General features: G+C 65.2%; 12 protein-coding genes and 1 tRNA gene. 6 read left to right on the forward strand and 7 right to left on the reverse strand.

Annotated features, from left to right (window positions below):
- Window positions 1-24: 24 nt before the first annotated feature.
- Window positions 25-1,818: a DUF885 domain-containing protein gene (locus tag ILT46_RS05740; RefSeq protein WP_199503682.1), complete on the reverse strand. Its 1,794-nt coding sequence runs from the start codon at window positions 1,816-1,818 to the stop codon at window positions 25-27.
- A gap of 62 nt (window positions 1,819-1,880) precedes the next feature.
- On the reverse strand, window positions 1,881-3,953 hold the full coding sequence (recG, locus tag ILT46_RS05745) for an ATP-dependent DNA helicase RecG (RefSeq protein WP_199503683.1): 2,073 nt from the start codon (window positions 3,951-3,953) through the stop codon (window positions 1,881-1,883).
- A 65-nt stretch (window positions 3,954-4,018) separates the two neighbouring features.
- Between recG and ILT46_RS05750 the strand changes: the two genes are divergently transcribed.
- Together ILT46_RS05750 and mfd are read left to right on the forward strand one after the other, a co-directional pair.
- Entirely contained in the window at window positions 4,019-4,288 is a 270-nt protein-coding gene (locus ILT46_RS05750) for an FAD assembly factor SdhE (RefSeq protein WP_199503684.1), read from the forward strand.
- Between the two features lie 96 nt (window positions 4,289-4,384).
- The gene (mfd, locus tag ILT46_RS05755; protein ID WP_199503685.1) at window positions 4,385-7,882 is read left to right on the forward strand and encodes a transcription-repair coupling factor; all 3,498 of its coding nucleotides are present in this window, start codon (window positions 4,385-4,387) and stop codon (window positions 7,880-7,882) included.
- On the opposite strand, the gene ILT46_RS05760 is transcribed toward mfd, so the two are convergent.
- The gene (locus tag ILT46_RS05760; protein ID WP_233397035.1) at window positions 7,879-8,664 is read right to left on the reverse strand and encodes an EAL domain-containing protein; all 786 of its coding nucleotides are present in this window, start codon (window positions 8,662-8,664) and stop codon (window positions 7,879-7,881) included. The two genes, mfd and ILT46_RS05760, sit on opposite strands and share 4 nt — an antisense overlap.
- Window positions 8,665-8,764: 100 nt before the next feature.
- On the opposite strand from ILT46_RS05760, the gene ILT46_RS05765 reads away from it, so the two are divergent.
- Window positions 8,765-9,550 (forward strand): NAD kinase, encoded by a 786-nt coding sequence (locus ILT46_RS05765; RefSeq protein ID WP_199503687.1) that lies wholly within the window; start codon window positions 8,765-8,767, stop codon window positions 9,548-9,550.
- Window positions 9,551-9,616: 66 nt separating this feature from the next.
- Window positions 9,617-9,691 (forward strand) — tRNA-Asn (locus ILT46_RS05770).
- Between the two features lie 73 nt (window positions 9,692-9,764).
- Here the strand turns inward: ILT46_RS05770 and secA are convergent.
- The 3 genes from secA to ILT46_RS12380 form a co-directional block, all read right to left on the reverse strand.
- Window positions 9,765-12,518, reverse strand: coding sequence for a preprotein translocase subunit SecA (gene secA / locus ILT46_RS05775; RefSeq protein ID WP_199503688.1), 2,754 nt, complete (start codon window positions 12,516-12,518; stop codon window positions 9,765-9,767).
- Between the two features lie 102 nt (window positions 12,519-12,620).
- Window positions 12,621-12,893, reverse strand: a complete 273-nt coding sequence (locus ILT46_RS05780) for a hypothetical protein (protein ID WP_199503689.1) — start codon at window positions 12,891-12,893, stop codon at window positions 12,621-12,623.
- Between the two features lie 66 nt (window positions 12,894-12,959).
- Window positions 12,960-13,412, reverse strand: a complete 453-nt coding sequence (locus ILT46_RS12380; protein WP_370592350.1) for an energy transducer TonB — start codon at window positions 13,410-13,412, stop codon at window positions 12,960-12,962.
- 110 nt (window positions 13,413-13,522) lie between these two features.
- Here ILT46_RS12380 and argJ point away from each other — a divergent pair, with 110 nt between their 5' ends.
- Together argJ and ILT46_RS05795 are read left to right on the forward strand one after the other, a co-directional pair.
- Entirely contained in the window at window positions 13,523-14,749 is a 1,227-nt protein-coding gene (gene argJ, locus ILT46_RS05790; RefSeq protein WP_199503691.1) for a bifunctional glutamate N-acetyltransferase/amino-acid acetyltransferase ArgJ, read from the forward strand.
- A complete protein-coding gene (locus ILT46_RS05795) occupies window positions 14,746-15,546 on the forward strand; it encodes an inositol monophosphatase family protein (RefSeq protein ID WP_199503692.1) in 801 nt (266 codons plus the stop codon). The genes argJ and ILT46_RS05795 overlap by 4 nt, the downstream gene beginning before the upstream one ends.
- Here the strand turns inward: ILT46_RS05795 and trxA are convergent.
- The gene (gene trxA, locus ILT46_RS05800) at window positions 15,543-15,863 is read right to left on the reverse strand and encodes a thioredoxin (protein WP_199503693.1); all 321 of its coding nucleotides are present in this window, start codon (window positions 15,861-15,863) and stop codon (window positions 15,543-15,545) included. The two genes, ILT46_RS05795 and trxA, sit on opposite strands and share 4 nt — an antisense overlap.
- Between the last annotated feature and the right edge of the window lie 40 nt (window positions 15,864-15,903).

The following is a 15,903-nucleotide window of genomic DNA, read 5'->3' on the forward strand; positions in this document are numbered from 1 at the left end:
TTCGCAACCGACGCTTGCGGTTTATTAGTTCACCACCGGCGCCGGCCGAGCGTCGTTCATTATCGCCGTTTCGCGCCTGATCCAACGGTCCACCTGTTCCTCCAGCACCGACAGCGGCACGGCGCCGCTCCCAAGTACGACATCGTGGAACGCGCGGATATCGAAGCGGCTACCGAGCGCGCTTTCTGCCCGGGCGCGCAATTCGCGGATTTTCAGCTCGCCGATCTTGTAGGCCAGCGCCTGGCCCGGCCACGAGATATACCGGTTCACCTCGGCATCGATATTGGCATCCGACAGCGCGGTGTTGTCGCGCATGAACGCCACGGCGCGCTCCTTGGTCCATCCCTTGGCGTGCATTCCGGTATCCACCACCAGCCGCGTGGCGCGCCACATCTCGTAGCTCAGCCGCCCCATATTCTCGGCCGGCGTGTCGTAGATACCCATCTCGATACCCAGCCGCTCGGCATAGAGCCCCCAGCCCTCGACAAAGGCGGTCGCGCTGGCACCGAAACGGCGGAAATCGGGCAGGTCGAGTTCCTGATTGAGCGCAATTTGATGGTGATGGCCCGGCACCGCCTCATGCGCGGTCAGCGCGGGCAGTTCGAACAGCGGGCGCTGATCGAGCTTGGAGGTGTTGACGTAATAGAACCCGGCAATCCCCGATTGGGGCGAGCCGGAATTGTAATAGGCGGTGGTCGTGCCCTCGGCTGTCTCGGCCGGAATCGCGCGCACGCCATAGGGCAGCCGGGGCAGCCGCCCGAAATATTGCGGCATCAGCCCGTCGAGCCGCTTGGCCTCGGCCGAGGCGGCGGCGATGAGTTCCTCAGGCGTTTTGGCGTAATATTGCGGATCGGTCCGCAGATGCTCGATATACGCCTCGCGCGTGGCAAACCCGGCTTCCCGCGCGACGGTCTCCATCTCGGCACGGATGCGGGCCACTTCGCTGAGGCCGAGCTGGTGGATCTGCTCGGGCGTCATGTCGGTGGTGGTCATCTCGCGCGCGCGGAAAGCGTAATATTCCGCCCCGCCCGGCTGGGCCGACACGCCGATCGCCTGGCTGCATTTGGGCAGATACGAGGTGCGGAACCAGTCGGCATGGCGGCGGTAGGCGGGGTTGATCCGGTCGCGGATCACGCCTTGCGCCTCTGCCTGCATCGCCGCCCACTCCGCTTCGCTGACATCGCGCGGCCGTGGGCGCAGGAACGGGGCGTAATAGCGGCTCTTGGTCGGATCATCGGCAACCACCCCGGTAATCGAACGCTCGACTTTGCCGAGCACCGCGCAGGGCAGGACATAGCCCTGATCGACGCCCATCTGGCTGACCCGCAGCGCCTCGTCATTGTAGGCCGGATATTGCGCGATCCGGGCAAGGTAGGAGCGATAGTCCGCCCCGGTGGCAAAGGGCAGATTGTCGGCCATGCCGGCAAAACCCTGATGCCAGCCGGAATAGGTCGAAAACAGCATCAACCGCTGGCCGAAGCGGTTGCCGGCGATTGTCGATTGTAGCTCGCGCCGCAGGATCGCTGCGCTGACCCGCTCCTGCTCGCCGAGGCTATCGGTGGGTATGGCGTCGAGCCGGCGAAGGAACTCTGCCGCCTTGGCCGCCTGCGCATCCATCGCCGCGATGCTGGGATCGCCGATCTGATTGTCATAATCGCGCACCCCCAGCGAGGTTGCATAGGTCGGCGCCTGCGACAGCGTATAGGCCCAGGCATCGCGCAGCAGCGCGGCGAGATCGTCCTCCGCGGCGGCGCTGGCAGGGGATGCCAGCGCGATCGGGGCCGCAGCAAGGGCCAGGGCGGCAAACAGGCGTTTCATTGTTCTCTCCCGGAAATATCTGGCGGATGGGATAAGCGCACGCCCGCCTCCGGTCCAGCCTGTCAACCGCCGCGCAGTGTCCGCACGCCGGCATCGCGTTCCAGCAGATAGAGCAGGATGCGCGCCGCATCACCCCGCGGGCCGCCCAGCGTGCCGGGCTCGCCCTCATGCTCGACCAGCAACCGGGCATCTTCCTGCGCGACCGGGGCGAGGCGCTGGATCTGCTCCAGGGTGGCAAGCCGAAAAGGCGCGTCGCCCGACTGGCGCGTGCCGAGGAGCTCGCCCCCGCCACGCAGGCGCAAATCCTCCTCCGCCAGCCGGAAGCCGTCCTGCGTCTCGCGCAGCAGCGCCAGCCGTTCGCGCGCGACATCGGACAGGGTTTCGCCGCGCAGCAGCAGGCAGACGGACTTTTCCGCGCCCCGCCCCACCCGCCCCCGCAATTGGTGCAATTGCGCCAGGCCAAAACGTTCGGCCTGTTCGATCACCATCAGCGTCGCATTGGGCACATCGACCCCAACCTCGATCACCGTGGTCGCCACCAGGAGCCCCGCCTCGCCGCGGACAAACCGCTCCATCGCCGCGTCCTTGGCCTCGGGCGTCAATTGCCCGTGGACTAGCGCCACAGCCTCGGCCCCGAAGCGTTCGCGCAAAACGCCATAGCGCGCTTCTGCCGCGGCGAGATCGATCGTCTCGCTGTCGCTGACCATCGGGCAGACCCAATAGGCCTGCCGCCCTTCGGCAAGGTGCCGGCCCAGCCCGGCGACGACATCCTCCAGCCTGTCGAGCGCAATAACTCGCGTGTCGATCGGCTGGCGGCCCGGCGGCATCTCGTCGAGGCGCGAAACGTCCATTTCGCCATATTGCGCCAGCGTCAGCGTGCGGGGGATCGGGGTGGCGGTCATCGCCAGCGTGTGCGGCGCCAATCGCCCCTTGCCCGCCAGCGCCAGCCGCTGCGATACACCGAAGCGGTGCTGTTCGTCGATCACCACCAGCCCCAGATTGCGGTAGGCAACGCTGTCCTGAAAGATCGCGTGCGTCCCGACGATGATGTCGATGCTGCCATCAAGCAGGCCCAGCAACGTCGCCTCGCGCGCGCGGCCCTTGTCGCGGCCGGTCAGCAGCGCGATCTCGGCGCCCGTCGGCGCGGCCATCCGCCGCAGCGTCTCGAAATGCTGGCGGGCGAGGATCTCGGTCGGCGCCAGCAAAGCCGCCTGCGCCCCGCCCTCCACCGCGATCAGCATCGCTTCGAGCGCGACCACCGTCTTGCCCGCGCCGACATCGCCCTGCAGCAACCGCAACATCGGCGTGTCCTGCGCCAGATCGCCCTCGATCTCGCCAATGCTGCGCTGCTGCGCGCCGGTGAGTGGAAACGGCAAAGCCAGCCGCGCGCGCAGGCGCCCGTCGCCCTTGAGCGCCTGCCCCCGCCGCCGGCGATTGTCCGCCCGTACCAGCATCAGCGCCAGCGCATTGGCGAGCAATTCGTCATAGGCGATCCGGTCGCGCGCCAGCGGATTGTCCCCGCGATGCGCGAGCCGCAGCGCCTCGGCCCAGGCCGGCCAGCCCGCGCGTGCCAGTTGCGAGGGCGTGATCCATTCGGGCAGATCGGGCAGCCGCACCAGCGCCTGCGCGGCGAAATCGGCCATGCGCGGCTGCGTCAGCCCTTCCGCCAAGGGATAGACCGGCTCGCACAGCCGCCCCATCGCCGCGCCGCCTTCTTCCGCCACATGGTCGGGATGGACGATCTGCCACGACTGATCATATTGCTCGAGCTTGCCCGCCACCCAGCGCACCGCGCCCACAGGCAGTTGCTTGCGCGCGGAATAACCCGCCTTGCCGAAATAGATCAGCGCCAGATAATTGCCCGCCGCATCCTCCGCCATGACCCGCAGCGGCGCCCGCTGGCTGGCCCCGGCGCGATGTTCGCGCACGGTCAGCTTGACGACCACCTGTTCCCCCACCGACCCCTCGTCGAGATTGGCTATCGCCCGGCGCGACACGAACCGGTCGGGCAGGTGATAAAGGACATCGCGCACCCGGGTCAGCCCCAGCCGGTCCAGCGGCTTCCTGAGCTTCGGCCCGACGCCATCAAGCGTCGCGACCTCGGCAAACAGCGGGTTCAGAATGTCCGGGCGCATCGCTGCATCGCTATGCCACTGGCCGGCGATTGCCAAGCAGGGGGCGTGCGCCTAACCCGCGCGCGATGACCGACCGCGCCCACCGCCTTGCTCGCGCCCGCTTCCGTGCCTGGCATCGCGGCACGCGCGAAGCTGATTACATGATTGGCGGGTTCTTCGATCGCTATCACGGCGAATGGGACGAAGCGGGCCTTGCTTGGTTCGAGGTGCTGCTTGACGAAGAGGACGTCGATATCATGGCCTGGGCGCTCGGCACGCAGGCCATCCCGCCCGAGCTTGATGGCGACCAGATGCGCGCCATGCGCCGGCTCGATTACGTTACCATCCAGGGCTAGCGCCCGCCTCGCCAAGCCGCTAGGCCGCGCCACCATCCTGCCCGCCGGCTGCCGCCTGCGGGCTTTCGGGCGTGCGCTGTAACCGGAACGACCATAATGGCTGACCTGCAACGGATCCTCGCGGCCAAGACGCCCTTGACGCTGGCGGCACTGGCGCGCGGCGCGCAGCCGCTGGTGCTGAGCGACCTCGCCCGCGCCGCCCAGGGCGCGCAAGGCAAGGGCCGCGCGGTGTTGATCACTGCCGACGATGCCGCGATGCGCGCCGCGAGCGAGGCAGCACATTTTTTCGCGCCCGAGCTCGAGGTCCTCGAATTCCCCGCCTGGGACGCGCTGCCGTACGACCGCGCCTCGCCCGCCCTTTCGATCGGCGCGCGGCGGCTGGCGACCTTGCACCGGCTGCAGGCGCGCGGGGCCGGCGCGCAATTGCTGGTCACGACGATCAATGCGGTGCTGCAACGAGTGCTGACCCCGTTCCGCATCCGCGAGGCGATCCGCGAATTCAAACCCGGCACCACCATTGGGCATGACAGCCTGATCGCGCTGCTCCAGCGGCAGGGTTACAGCCGGACGGACACGGTGATCGACGCCGGTGAATATGCCGTGCGCGGGTCGATCTTCGACATCTACCCGTCCGGCCTCGACGGGGGCTTGCGGCTCGATTTCTTCGGCGACGAGCTCGAATCGCTGCGCCTGTTCGATCCGGCAACGCAGATCAGCACCGGCGTACTCAACAGCCACCTGCTGTTGCCCGCGAGCGAGGCGCTGCTGGATGACGATACCATCCGCCGGTTCCGCAGCGGCTATCGCGAGGCATTCGGTGCAGCGGCGACCGGCGATCCGCTGTATCAGGCTGTCAGCGACGGGCGACGGCTGGCGGGGATGGAGCATTGGCTGCCGCTGTTCGAGGAACGGCTGGTCACGCTGTTCGATCATCTTGCACCCGGCGATGTGATCATCGCCGAAAGCGGCGCTCTGGCCGCGGCCGAAGAACGGCTGACCGACATTGCCGATTACCGCCAGGCCCGCGCCGAGGCTGCCGGGCAAGGTGCGGGTTCCTATCGCCCGCTGCCTGCCGATGCCCTGTATCTGACGTCGGGCGAATTGTCCGAGGCGTTGGCCAACTGGCCGGTCCACCGCGCTGACATCTTTGCCCAGCCCGCCAGTGCCAGCGTAGTCGATTTCGGTTTCGCCTCGGGCCGCGACTTCGCCCCCGAGAGGGCGCGCGGCGACAATGTTTACGAGGCCGCGGCGCGGCACCTGCTCGCCGCCGGCAAGGCCGGCCGCCGGCCGCTGATCGCCGCCTATTCCACGGGCAGCAGGGCCCGGATCGCCTCGATCCTGGGTGAAGCGGGCGCCAATGTCCAACTGGCCGAAAGCTGGCAGGAGGCGCTCGGCCTGTCGGCCAAGGGCCGTCCCGCCGCCTTGGTGCTGCCGCTCGAAAGCGGCTTCGCCAATGCCGATCTGGACCTTGTCACCGAACAAGACGTGCTGGGCGACCGGCTGGTCCGCCGGCGCAAGAAGAAGCGCGATGCCGATGCTTTCCTCGCGGAGCTCTCGGCGCTCAACCGCGGCGATCTGGTGGTCCATATGGAGCACGGCATCGGCCGTTATCTCGGGCTCGAGCCAATCACCGTCGGCAAGAGCGCGCATGATTGCGTGATGCTGGAATATGCCGGCGGCGACAAACTCTACATCCCGGTCGAGAATATCGACGTGCTGTCGCGCTATGGCGCATCGGAAGAGGCGGTCGCGCTCGACCGGCTGGGCGGCGAAGCATGGCAGAAGCGCCGCGCCCGGCTGAAGGAGCGCATCCGCGAAATCGCCAACGAACTGCTCCGCACCGCCGCCGCGCGGGCGCTACGCAAGGCGCCGGTGCTGGCAGCGGACGGGGCGAGCTACAACCAGTTCGTCGACCGCTTCCCCTGGGCCGAGACCGAGGATCAGGAGGCTGCCATCGCCGATGTCCTGGCCGACCTTGAAAGCGGGGGGCCGATGGACCGTCTGGTCTGCGGCGATGTCGGCTTTGGCAAGACCGAAGTCGCCCTGCGCGCCGCCTTCGTCGCGGCGATGAACGGGCAGCAAGTGGCGGTGGTCGCCCCAACCACGCTGCTCGCGCGCCAGCATTTCACCAATTTCTCGCAGCGTTTTGCCGGCTTCCCGCTCAAGGTCGGCCGGTTGTCGCGACTGGTGCCGGCGAAGGAGATGGCCGAAACGCGCGAAGGGCTGGCAAGCGGTGATATCGACATCGTCGTCGGCACCCATGCGATTCTGTCGAAAACGACGAATTTCAAGGATCTCGGCCTCGTCATCGTCGATGAAGAGCAACGCTTTGGCGTCACGCACAAGGAACGGCTCAAGCAGCTGCGCGCCGATGTCCATATGCTCACGCTGACCGCGACCCCGATCCCGCGCACGCTGCAAATGGCCATGTCGGGCCTGCGCGAGCTGTCTACCATCCAGACCCCGCCGGTCGACCGGCTGGCGGTGCGGACCTATGTCATGGAATGGGACGAGGTGGTGATGCGCGAGGCGCTGCTGCGCGAACATCATCGCGGCGGGCAGAGCTTCATCGTCGTGCCGCGCATCGCCGATATGGCCGAGGTTGAGGAATGGCTGCGCGCCTATGTCCCCGAAATCCGCTTCGTCTCTGCTCACGGCCAGATGAGTCCGACCGAAGTCGAGGAGCGGATGAGCGCGTTCTACGAGAAGAAATACGAGGTGCTGCTGTCGACCACCATCGTCGAAAGCGGCCTCGATATTCCGAGCGCGAACACCATCATCATCCACCGCGCCGACCGGTTTGGTCTTGCCCAGCTTTACCAGCTGCGCGGACGCGTCGGCCGCTCGAAACTGCGCGCCTATGCCTATCTGACGACACCGCAAGGCATGGTGCTGAACGAGGTCGCGGAAAAGCGGCTGAAGGTGCTCGGCGACCTTGATTCGCTGGGCGCCGGTTTCCAGCTTGCCAGTCACGATCTCGACATTCGCGGCGCGGGCAATTTGCTCGGCGACGAACAGTCGGGCCATATCCGCGAGGTCGGATTCGAGCTTTATCAGTCGATGCTCGAAGACGCGATCCTTGCGGCCAAGGCGGGCGATGCCGGGCTGGATCGCGCCGGCAGCGGGCTCAGCCCGCAGATTACCGTCGATGCGCCGATCATGATTCCCGAAGACTATGTGCCCGATCTCGCCGTGCGCATGGCACTCTACCGCCGGCTCAACGACGCCGATGGCAAGGCGGAGATCGAGGCGCTTGCCGCCGAGATGATCGACCGCTTCGGCCCGCTGCCGCAGGCGACCGCCAACCTCATCCGCCTGATCGAAATCAAGCATCAGGCCATCGCCGCGAACATCGCGAAAATCGATGTTGGCGCGCGGGGCACGCTGGTCAGCTTCCATCAGGACAGCTTCCCCGACCCCTCCGGCCTGATCGCCTATGTCGAGCGTCTCAAGGACACCGCCAGGCTGCGGCCCGATATGAAGCTGGTCATCAACCGCGCCTGGGGCGACCCGCAGAGCCGGCTCAACGGGCTGTACCAATTGACCAAGGGGTTGAGCGGCATTGCCCGGCGCGCGAGCAAGGCCACCGCCTAACGCTGCTGCGCGGCCAGTTGGGCAAAGTCGGCGGCGCTCATCGGTGGGGCGCTGAGGAATCCCTGATAAGTTTCGCAACTCTCGCCCGAAACCGCCGCAAGTTGCGCCGGCATCTCGATCCCTTCCACCGTCACGACCAGACCCAACGCCCGTGCCATTGCACAGATGCCACGTAACACGGCAAGGTCCCGTGGATCGTCCGCAATCCCCTCCACCATCGTCCTATCAAGCTTCAAGCCGCTGAGCGGCAACAGCTTGAGGTAGCGGAAATTGCAGAACCCCGCCCCGAAATCGTCGAGCGCGATCGCGATCCCGAGCGCGCGTAATTTGCCGAGCACGGCCGCGGCAGCTTGCACATCGGCCAGCAGCACCTCTTCGGTGATCTCGACTGTCAGCCGCGCCGGTTCGAAACGGGCCTGCGCGACCAGTGCGGCGAAATCCGAGGCGAAACCCGGCGCCGCAACATCGGCCGGGGTGATGTTCACCGACAACCGCAAATGATCGGGCCAACCGGCCGCGACCGCCAGTGCGCGATGCGCAACGTGGCGTGTCAGCTGCGGCACACAGCCGCGCTCGGCCGCAAGCATGAACAGCATTTCGGGGGCGATGGCGCCGTCAATGGGATGAGCCCACCGCGCCAGCGCCTCCGCCCCTACGATCGCGCCATCCTGGATGCGGAATTGCGGCTGAAACAGCACATCGATTTCCCCCCGTTCGATGGCCGCGCAGCAGGCGTCGAGAAGGCGCTCGTGGGGATCCGCAGGGTCTGTCACAGAGTGCATGAGCATGGCCGCAGCAAGCGCCTCCGTTGCCAAAAAACAACCCACGCCCTAGCGTGCGCCCCGTTCCGGTACAGCGCCGGTTACTCGAGAAGGAATTCGCGTGGCCGAGTTTGATCCAGGCGCGCTCGCACTTAGCGTGTCCGACAGCGACCGCGCGCAGGCCGCAGCGGCCGAACTGGTCGGCCTCCACCCTTGGGTGCCGTTCGACCGGGCCGACACGGTGGTCGTGGTCGGCGGCGACGGCTATATGCTGCACGTCCTGCACCAGATGCTCGAAGCAGGGCGCGTCGTGCCCGCTTATGGCGTCAATCTGGGCACGTTCGGGTTCCTGATGAACAAGCACCGCGACGCGGGAAAGCTGCTGGGGCGCATTGCCAAGGCTCGGGCAGTGATGGTGCATCCCCTGGTGATGGACGCGGTCACACAAGGCGGCGAAACACACCGCCACTGCGCCATCAACGAGGTGTCGTTGTTCCGCGAAACCCGCCAGACCGCGCGGATCGAGATATCGGTCAACGACAAGGTGCGGATCAAGGAAATGACCGGCGATGGGGTGCTGGTGGCCACCCCCGCCGGTTCGACCGCCTACAATTTCTCGGCCAACGGGCCGATCCTGCCGCTAGATTCCGGTTTGCTCGCGCTGACGCCGCTAAGCCCGTTTCGCCCGCGCCGCTGGCGCGGCGCGATCCTGCCCAATGACAGCCGGGTGACCTTTCGCGTGCTCGAACCCGACAAGCGGCCCGTCTCGGTGGTCGCCGATCAGAAGGAAGTGCGCGACATCGCCGAGGTGCGAGTAGCGATTTCCGAGGATGTGCGCCTGCAATTGCTGTTCGACCCTGGCCACGCGCTCGACGACCGGATCGTCGCCGAACAATTCACGTTCTGAACCGGGCGGGGGGCTTGCCAAAGCGAAGCGCCCTCCATATAGGCACGCCTCGCTCGCAAGGGCTGCTCCCCGATAGCTCAGCGGTAGAGTAGGTGACTGTTAATCACTTGGTCGTTGGTTCGAATCCAACTCGGGGAGCCATCTTGCAAGCGCGCTGAAAAAGGCCCGCCCGGCGCATCCGCCCGGCGGGCCTTTTCGCGTCAGCCAGGTTCGCTCAGGCAGCGGCGCCGTGGCAATGCTTGTACTTGCTGCCCGAACCGCACGGGCATGGCGCGTTGCGGCTGATGTCCATTCCGGCATAAGGATTGTCATCCGCCCCCGCCGCCCCGCCGGGCCCGAAAGCCGCGCGCGGGCTGCCGGCAAGCGAGCCGAACAGCGCAGCCATCGCCGCTGAGCCATCGCCATCGTTGGAATTGTCCAGTCCGGTCAGCGGGTCGATGTGGCCGGTGAGGAAGGCCGGCAATTCCGGCAGCGCCTGCTCGATCGGCGGGGCCATGCGGAATTCGCTGGTGAGCAGGATGCGGGTCACATCCTCGCGCAGGGTGTCGAGCATCCGCTCGAAAAGGCCGAACGCTTCCTGCTTGTATTCGTTGATCGGTTGCTTTTGCGCATAGGCGCGCAGGAATACCACCTGGCGCAGCGCATCGAGCGTGGCGAGGTGTTCCTTCCAATGGTGATCGAGCCGTTCGAGCAGGATGCCCTTTTCCACCCGGCGCCAGATACCGGGGTCCGTATCCGCGATCTTCTGCGCCATCCTGTCATCGGCGAGCTGCTGGAGCCGTTCTTCGATAATTTCAGGCTCGACTGTTTCTTCCTGCACCCATTGATCGATCGGCGCGTCTATTCCCAGCACATCCTGCGTGCGCTGCTTGAGGCCGGCGATGTCCCATTTCTCGGGGTAGGAATCGGGCGGGCAAGCCTCGCCGACCAGCGTGTTGACGGTATCGCGGCGCATCTCGACCACGACATCTTCGACCGCTTCGGCGTCCATGATGTCGGCGCGCTGTTCGTAGATCACCTTGCGCTGATCGTTCATCACGTCATCATATTCGACGACCTGCTTGCGGATGTCGTAATTGCGCGCCTCGACCTTTTTCTGCGCGGTCTCGATCGCCTTTGACAGCCATTTGCTGCCGATTGCCTCGCCATCGTCGAGGTTCGAATTCATCATCCGCGAGAACAGCGTGTCGGGGCCGAATATCCGCAGCAGATCGTCCTCGAGGCAAAGGTAGAAGCGCGACAGGCCGGGGTCGCCTTGGCGGCCTGAACGGCCGCGAAGCTGGTTGTCGATCCGGCGGCTCTCGTGCCGTTCGGTGCCGAGCACGAACAGCCCCCCAGCCTGCTTCACCTGCTCACGTTCGGCCAGAACCTCGCTCTCGATCCGGGCGACGGCGGCGTCGCGTTCGGGCCCCTCGGGCATATCGCCCAATTCGTCCTGCGTGCGGAACTCGATGTTACCGCCCAGCTGGATATCCGTCCCGCGCCCGGCCATGTTGGTGGCGATGGTGACCGCCCCCAGCCGTCCCGCCTGCGCCACGATATGCGCCTCGCTTTCATGGAAGCGGGCGTTCAGCACCGAGTGCTTGACCCCTTCCTGATCGAGGAAATGGCTGAGCAATTCCGATTTCTCGATCGAAACCGTGCCGACCAGCACCGGCTGGCCGATCTCGTTCTTTTCGCGGATCGCCTTGGCAATGGCTTTGAACTTGTCCTGCGTGTTCTTGTAGAACTCGTCCTCCTCGTCGATCCGCTGGACCGGCACGTTGGTCGGGATGGTGACGACGTTCATCTTGTAGATGTCCCAGAACTCGGCCGCTTCGGTCGCGGCGGTGCCGGTCATCCCGGAGAGCTTGGGATACATGCGGAAATAGTTCTGGAAGGTGATCGACGCCATCGTCTGGTTTTCAGGCTCGATCTTGACGCCCTCTTTCGCCTCGACCGCCTGGTGCAGGCCGTTCGACCACCGCCGGCCATCCATCATGCGCCCGGTGAACTCGTCGATGATGACGATTTTGTCGTCCTTGACGATGTAATCGATATCGCGCTTGAACATGATGTTCGCCTTGAGCGCCTGATCGAGGTGGTGGACCACCTGCGTGTTTTCGACATCGTAGAGATTGTCGGTGGCAAGCAGGCCTGCATCGGCAAGAATCTGCTCAATCCGTTCGGCGCCGTCTTCGGTCCAGGTAATGTTCTTGGTTTTCTCGTCGGCTTCGTAGAAGGACGGGTCGATCTGCTTCACGATCGCATCGACCGACATATAGAGGTCGGTCTTGTCCTCGGTCGGGCCGGAAATGATCAGCGGCGTGCGCGCCTCGTCGATCAGGATCGAGTCGACCTCGTCGACGATCGCGTAATTGAACGGGCGCTGGACCATCTGGCTGCGCTCGTGCTTCATATTGTCGCGCAGATAGTCGAAACCGAATTCGTTATTGGTACCGTAAGTGATGTCGGCACCGTAGGCCTCGCGGCGCTGATATTCGTCGAGATTGGGGACGATCACCCCAACCGTCAGGCCCAGCCAGCGATAGATCTGCCCCATCCAGTCGGCATCGCGCCGGGCGAGGTAATCGTTGACCGTAACGACGTGGACGCCCTTGCCTTCGATTGCGTTGAGATAGGTGGCCAGCGTTGCCACCAGCGTCTTGCCCTCGCCGGTGCGCATTTCCGCGATTTCGCCGCGGTGGAGCACGATCCCGCCGATCATCTGCACGTCGAAATGCCGCATTCCGAGCACGCGGCGCGAGGCTTCGCGCACGGTCGCAAAGGCTTCGGGAAGAATGTCATCGAGGGTCTTGCCGCCGGCGAGCTGGTCGCGGAACTTCTGCGTCTGGGCCTGCAATTCGGCATCGCTCAAGCCGCCGATCTGCGGTTCAAGCGCGTTGATCTGGGCGATCACCTTGCCGAGCGATTTCACGTAGCGTTCGTTCGACGAACCGAACACGGATTTCATGAGAGCCTGAAGCATGGCGGCAAACCTTTGGAATCGGGGGATGGGATAATCATGTGGCCCGCAGGCGCGCAAAGGCGTGCCACGGGGCGATCAAAAAAGGTCGTAAAGGAGGCGGCGTTATTCGCGCGCGCGATCAGGACCGAGCAGAACCGCCGGAACGTAGATCACCACCGGTTTGCGTGCCTGGCACGGGCTTCCGGCAGCGGGCGCAGCAGGTGCCCCGCTACGGCGAATCTGGCACGGGCGCCGCTCCGCGCGCTGGCTGTCGCCGGTATTGAATGCGACCTCGACCTGCGCCACAGCCATCTCGACCACCGCCGCGTTCGCCGGCGCACCAAAGGCGGCAAGCCCGGTAAGCAGCGCAAGGCAGGCAAGAAGGCGGCTTAGCATCGGCGCGCCAGATAAGCGCTCCGTGGTTAAAAGTCCACTGCTGGCGCCGTGGAGCAGGCGACGACCTTACTGCGGAGTGATAAAGCGCACAGTGCCGTTGTAGCTTCCAGCTACCGGTTGTTGGTTTTCATCGAGTGCCGGGTAAAAGCGAGCCCGTGTCGACAACGCGTTGCAGGCGCGCGCATCAAGTGAACGAACAAGACTGCTCTTGAGTATTTCGCAGGAGGTTACCTCCCCGAACGGGTCCACATCCAGGCGAAAAGAAAGGACGCCCTCTAGCCCAGCAGTCTCTGCCCCTCTTGGGTAGTCGTCGGAGATGAGCCACCGACCCGGCGATCCCTTTGGCAACGGCGCGCGTGGAAATTCAGCCAAACGTTCAGAACTCGGCCGCGGCGACGCAAGAGAGTGGTGCAACGGAGACATATCGACTTGGGGCGGCGGGCCAGAGTGGTAGACCGTGACCGAAGCGCCGATAACCAGCACAGCGATCAGCAGCGCCAATTTATGCTCAGGCTCCATGCCTTGTTAGTGCACGGTCACGAGTTTGAAAGCAGCGCTATGGGAGGTGCCAATAAGCTAGGTTTTGGGCTTAGGTTGCCCAGATGAACAGCATCCCATAAGCGCGCGCCATGGACCTGAATGCCTCCCCCCTCGCTCTCCCCTTTCCCGAACTGCCCGCGATCGAGGGGGTCACGCTGCGTGTGGCGCGGGCGGGATATAAGGATTGGGACCGGGCCGATTTGACGCTGGTCGAACTTGCACCCGGCACTGCGGTCGCGGGGGTGTTCACGCGCAACGTCTGTTGTTCCAGCGAGGTGGAACTCGGCCGCGAGAGCGCGGTTGGCGGTACCGCGCGGGCGCTGGTGGTCAATGCGGGCAATTCCAACGCCTTCACCGGCTATCGCGGGCGCGAGGCGGTCGAGCAGATCATGGGGCAAGTGGCCGCTGCGCTCGAATGCGAGCCGGCCGAAGTGTTTGTCTCCTCCACCGGCGTCATCGGAGTGCCGCTGCCCCGCGACAAGGCGCGCGCAGGGGTCGCGGCGGTGCTGGCGGCGGCGCCTTGCACTTGGGAGGATGCCGCGCGCGCGATTGGCACGACGGACACCTTTCCCAAAGGCGCGGTGGCGCACGCGATGATCGGCGAGACTCGCGTCACTCTCGCCGGGGTCATCAAGGGCAGCGGGATGATCGCCCCCGATATGGCGACGATGCTGGGCTATATCTTCACCGATGCGGCGGTTACGCCGACGCTGCTTCAAGAGATGCTGAGCGCGGCCAACCTCCGGACGTTCTCGTGCATCACGGTCGATAGCGATACTTCGACCAGCGACACGGTTTTGGCATTTGCCACTGGCCAAGCGCGAAACCCGGTGCTGACCACGATGGAGGATGCAGGCGCCGAGGCGTTTGCCGCAGCGCTGTCGGATGTCTGCCATCAACTCGCGCTGCTGGTCGTCCGCGATGGCGAAGGGGCGCAGAAATTGATTGAAATCGCTGTGTCGGGCGCGGTGTCCGACGACAGCGCCCGCCGGATCGGCCTGGCGATTGCCAACTCGCCTTTGGTCAAAACCGCGATTGCCGGAGAGGATGCCAATTGGGGCCGCGTGGTGATGGCCGTCGGGAAAGCGGGTGAGCCGGCTGACCGCGACCGGCTGTCGATCGGTTTCGGCGGCGTATGGGCGGCGCGCGACGGCATCCCGCTGCCCGATTATGACGAGGCGCCGGTCGCGCGCCATCTGGCCGGGCGCGAAATCCGGGTGGATGTCGATCTCGGGCTTGGCAACGGCCGTGCCACGGTATGGACCTGCGATCTCACGCATGGCTACATCGCGATCAACGCTGATTATCGCTCGTGACGGCGCTCGACAAAGAGGTGCTGGCCCTGGTCCGTTCGGTCTCCGACCGGATCATCCTTCCGCGCTATCAGCGGCTGTCAGCCGATCAGATCGAGGAAAAGGCGACCGACGATTTCGTCACGATAGCTGACCGGGAGTCGGAACTGGCGCTCGCCGAGGGGCTGGCGCGGATCGACCCCTCGCTGCCGATCGTGGGCGAAGAAGCCGTCCATGCCGATCCGGCCGGGCAGGCCGCGCTGTCAGGGGCGTGCTGGATCGTCGACCCGCTTGATGGCACGCACAACTTCGCCGCTGGCCGTCCGCCGTTCGGTATCCTGATCGCGCGATCCGATGGCGGCATCTGCCGTTCTGGATGGATCTATGACTGCCTCAGCGGCCGGTTCTGTTCAGCGCACGAAGGCACGGGTGCGTTCATTAACGGCACCAGGATCACCGCACACAGCACGGACGAACACCCGCCGGTCGCCGCGCTCTCTATGCTGTTTCTCGACCCCGCCAAGCGCGCCCGGATGAAGCAGGCGATCACCCCCCATTATCGGGTGGTCGACATTCCGCGCTGCGCGGCGGAGCAATATCCCCGCCTTGCGCTCGGCGCCAACGACGTGTCCTATTTCGAGCGCACGCTGGCGTGGGATCATGCCGCGGGCGTCTTGTTCCTCAATGAAGCCGGTGGCCGCGCAGCGCGGCCCGATGGTCGGCCATACCGGGTGGATGAGCACGACCAACCGGGGCTCATTGGTGCGGCCAGCCCGGCCCTGTGGGACGCTCTGGCCGAACGCTTGCAGGACGTTATCTAGAGGACGCTTTCAAGCCAGCTCTTGAGCTGACCCTTGGGCGCAGCCCCCAGCTTGTGCGCCACCGGCTCGCCGTTCTTGAACAGCACCAGCAGCGGAATCGATTGGACCCCGATGTTGCCGGGCACATCAGTGTTTTCCATGATGTCCATCTTGGCGATAGTTACCTGCCCGGCCATCTCGTCGGCGATTTCCTCCAGTGCCGGCCCGATCATCTTGCACGGACCGCACCATTCGGCCCAGAAATCGACCAGCACGGGGGTGTCCGATTGAAGAACATCGCTCTGAAAGCTGGCATCGGTGACGGCTTTGGTCGGCATTTCGCATATCTCCTGTATCTGGGCCATATCTAGGGGTTTG

This window comes from Qipengyuania sp. YIM B01966 (assembly GCF_016461955.1).
Taxonomy (GTDB): Bacteria; Pseudomonadota; Alphaproteobacteria; order Sphingomonadales; family Sphingomonadaceae; genus QFOP01.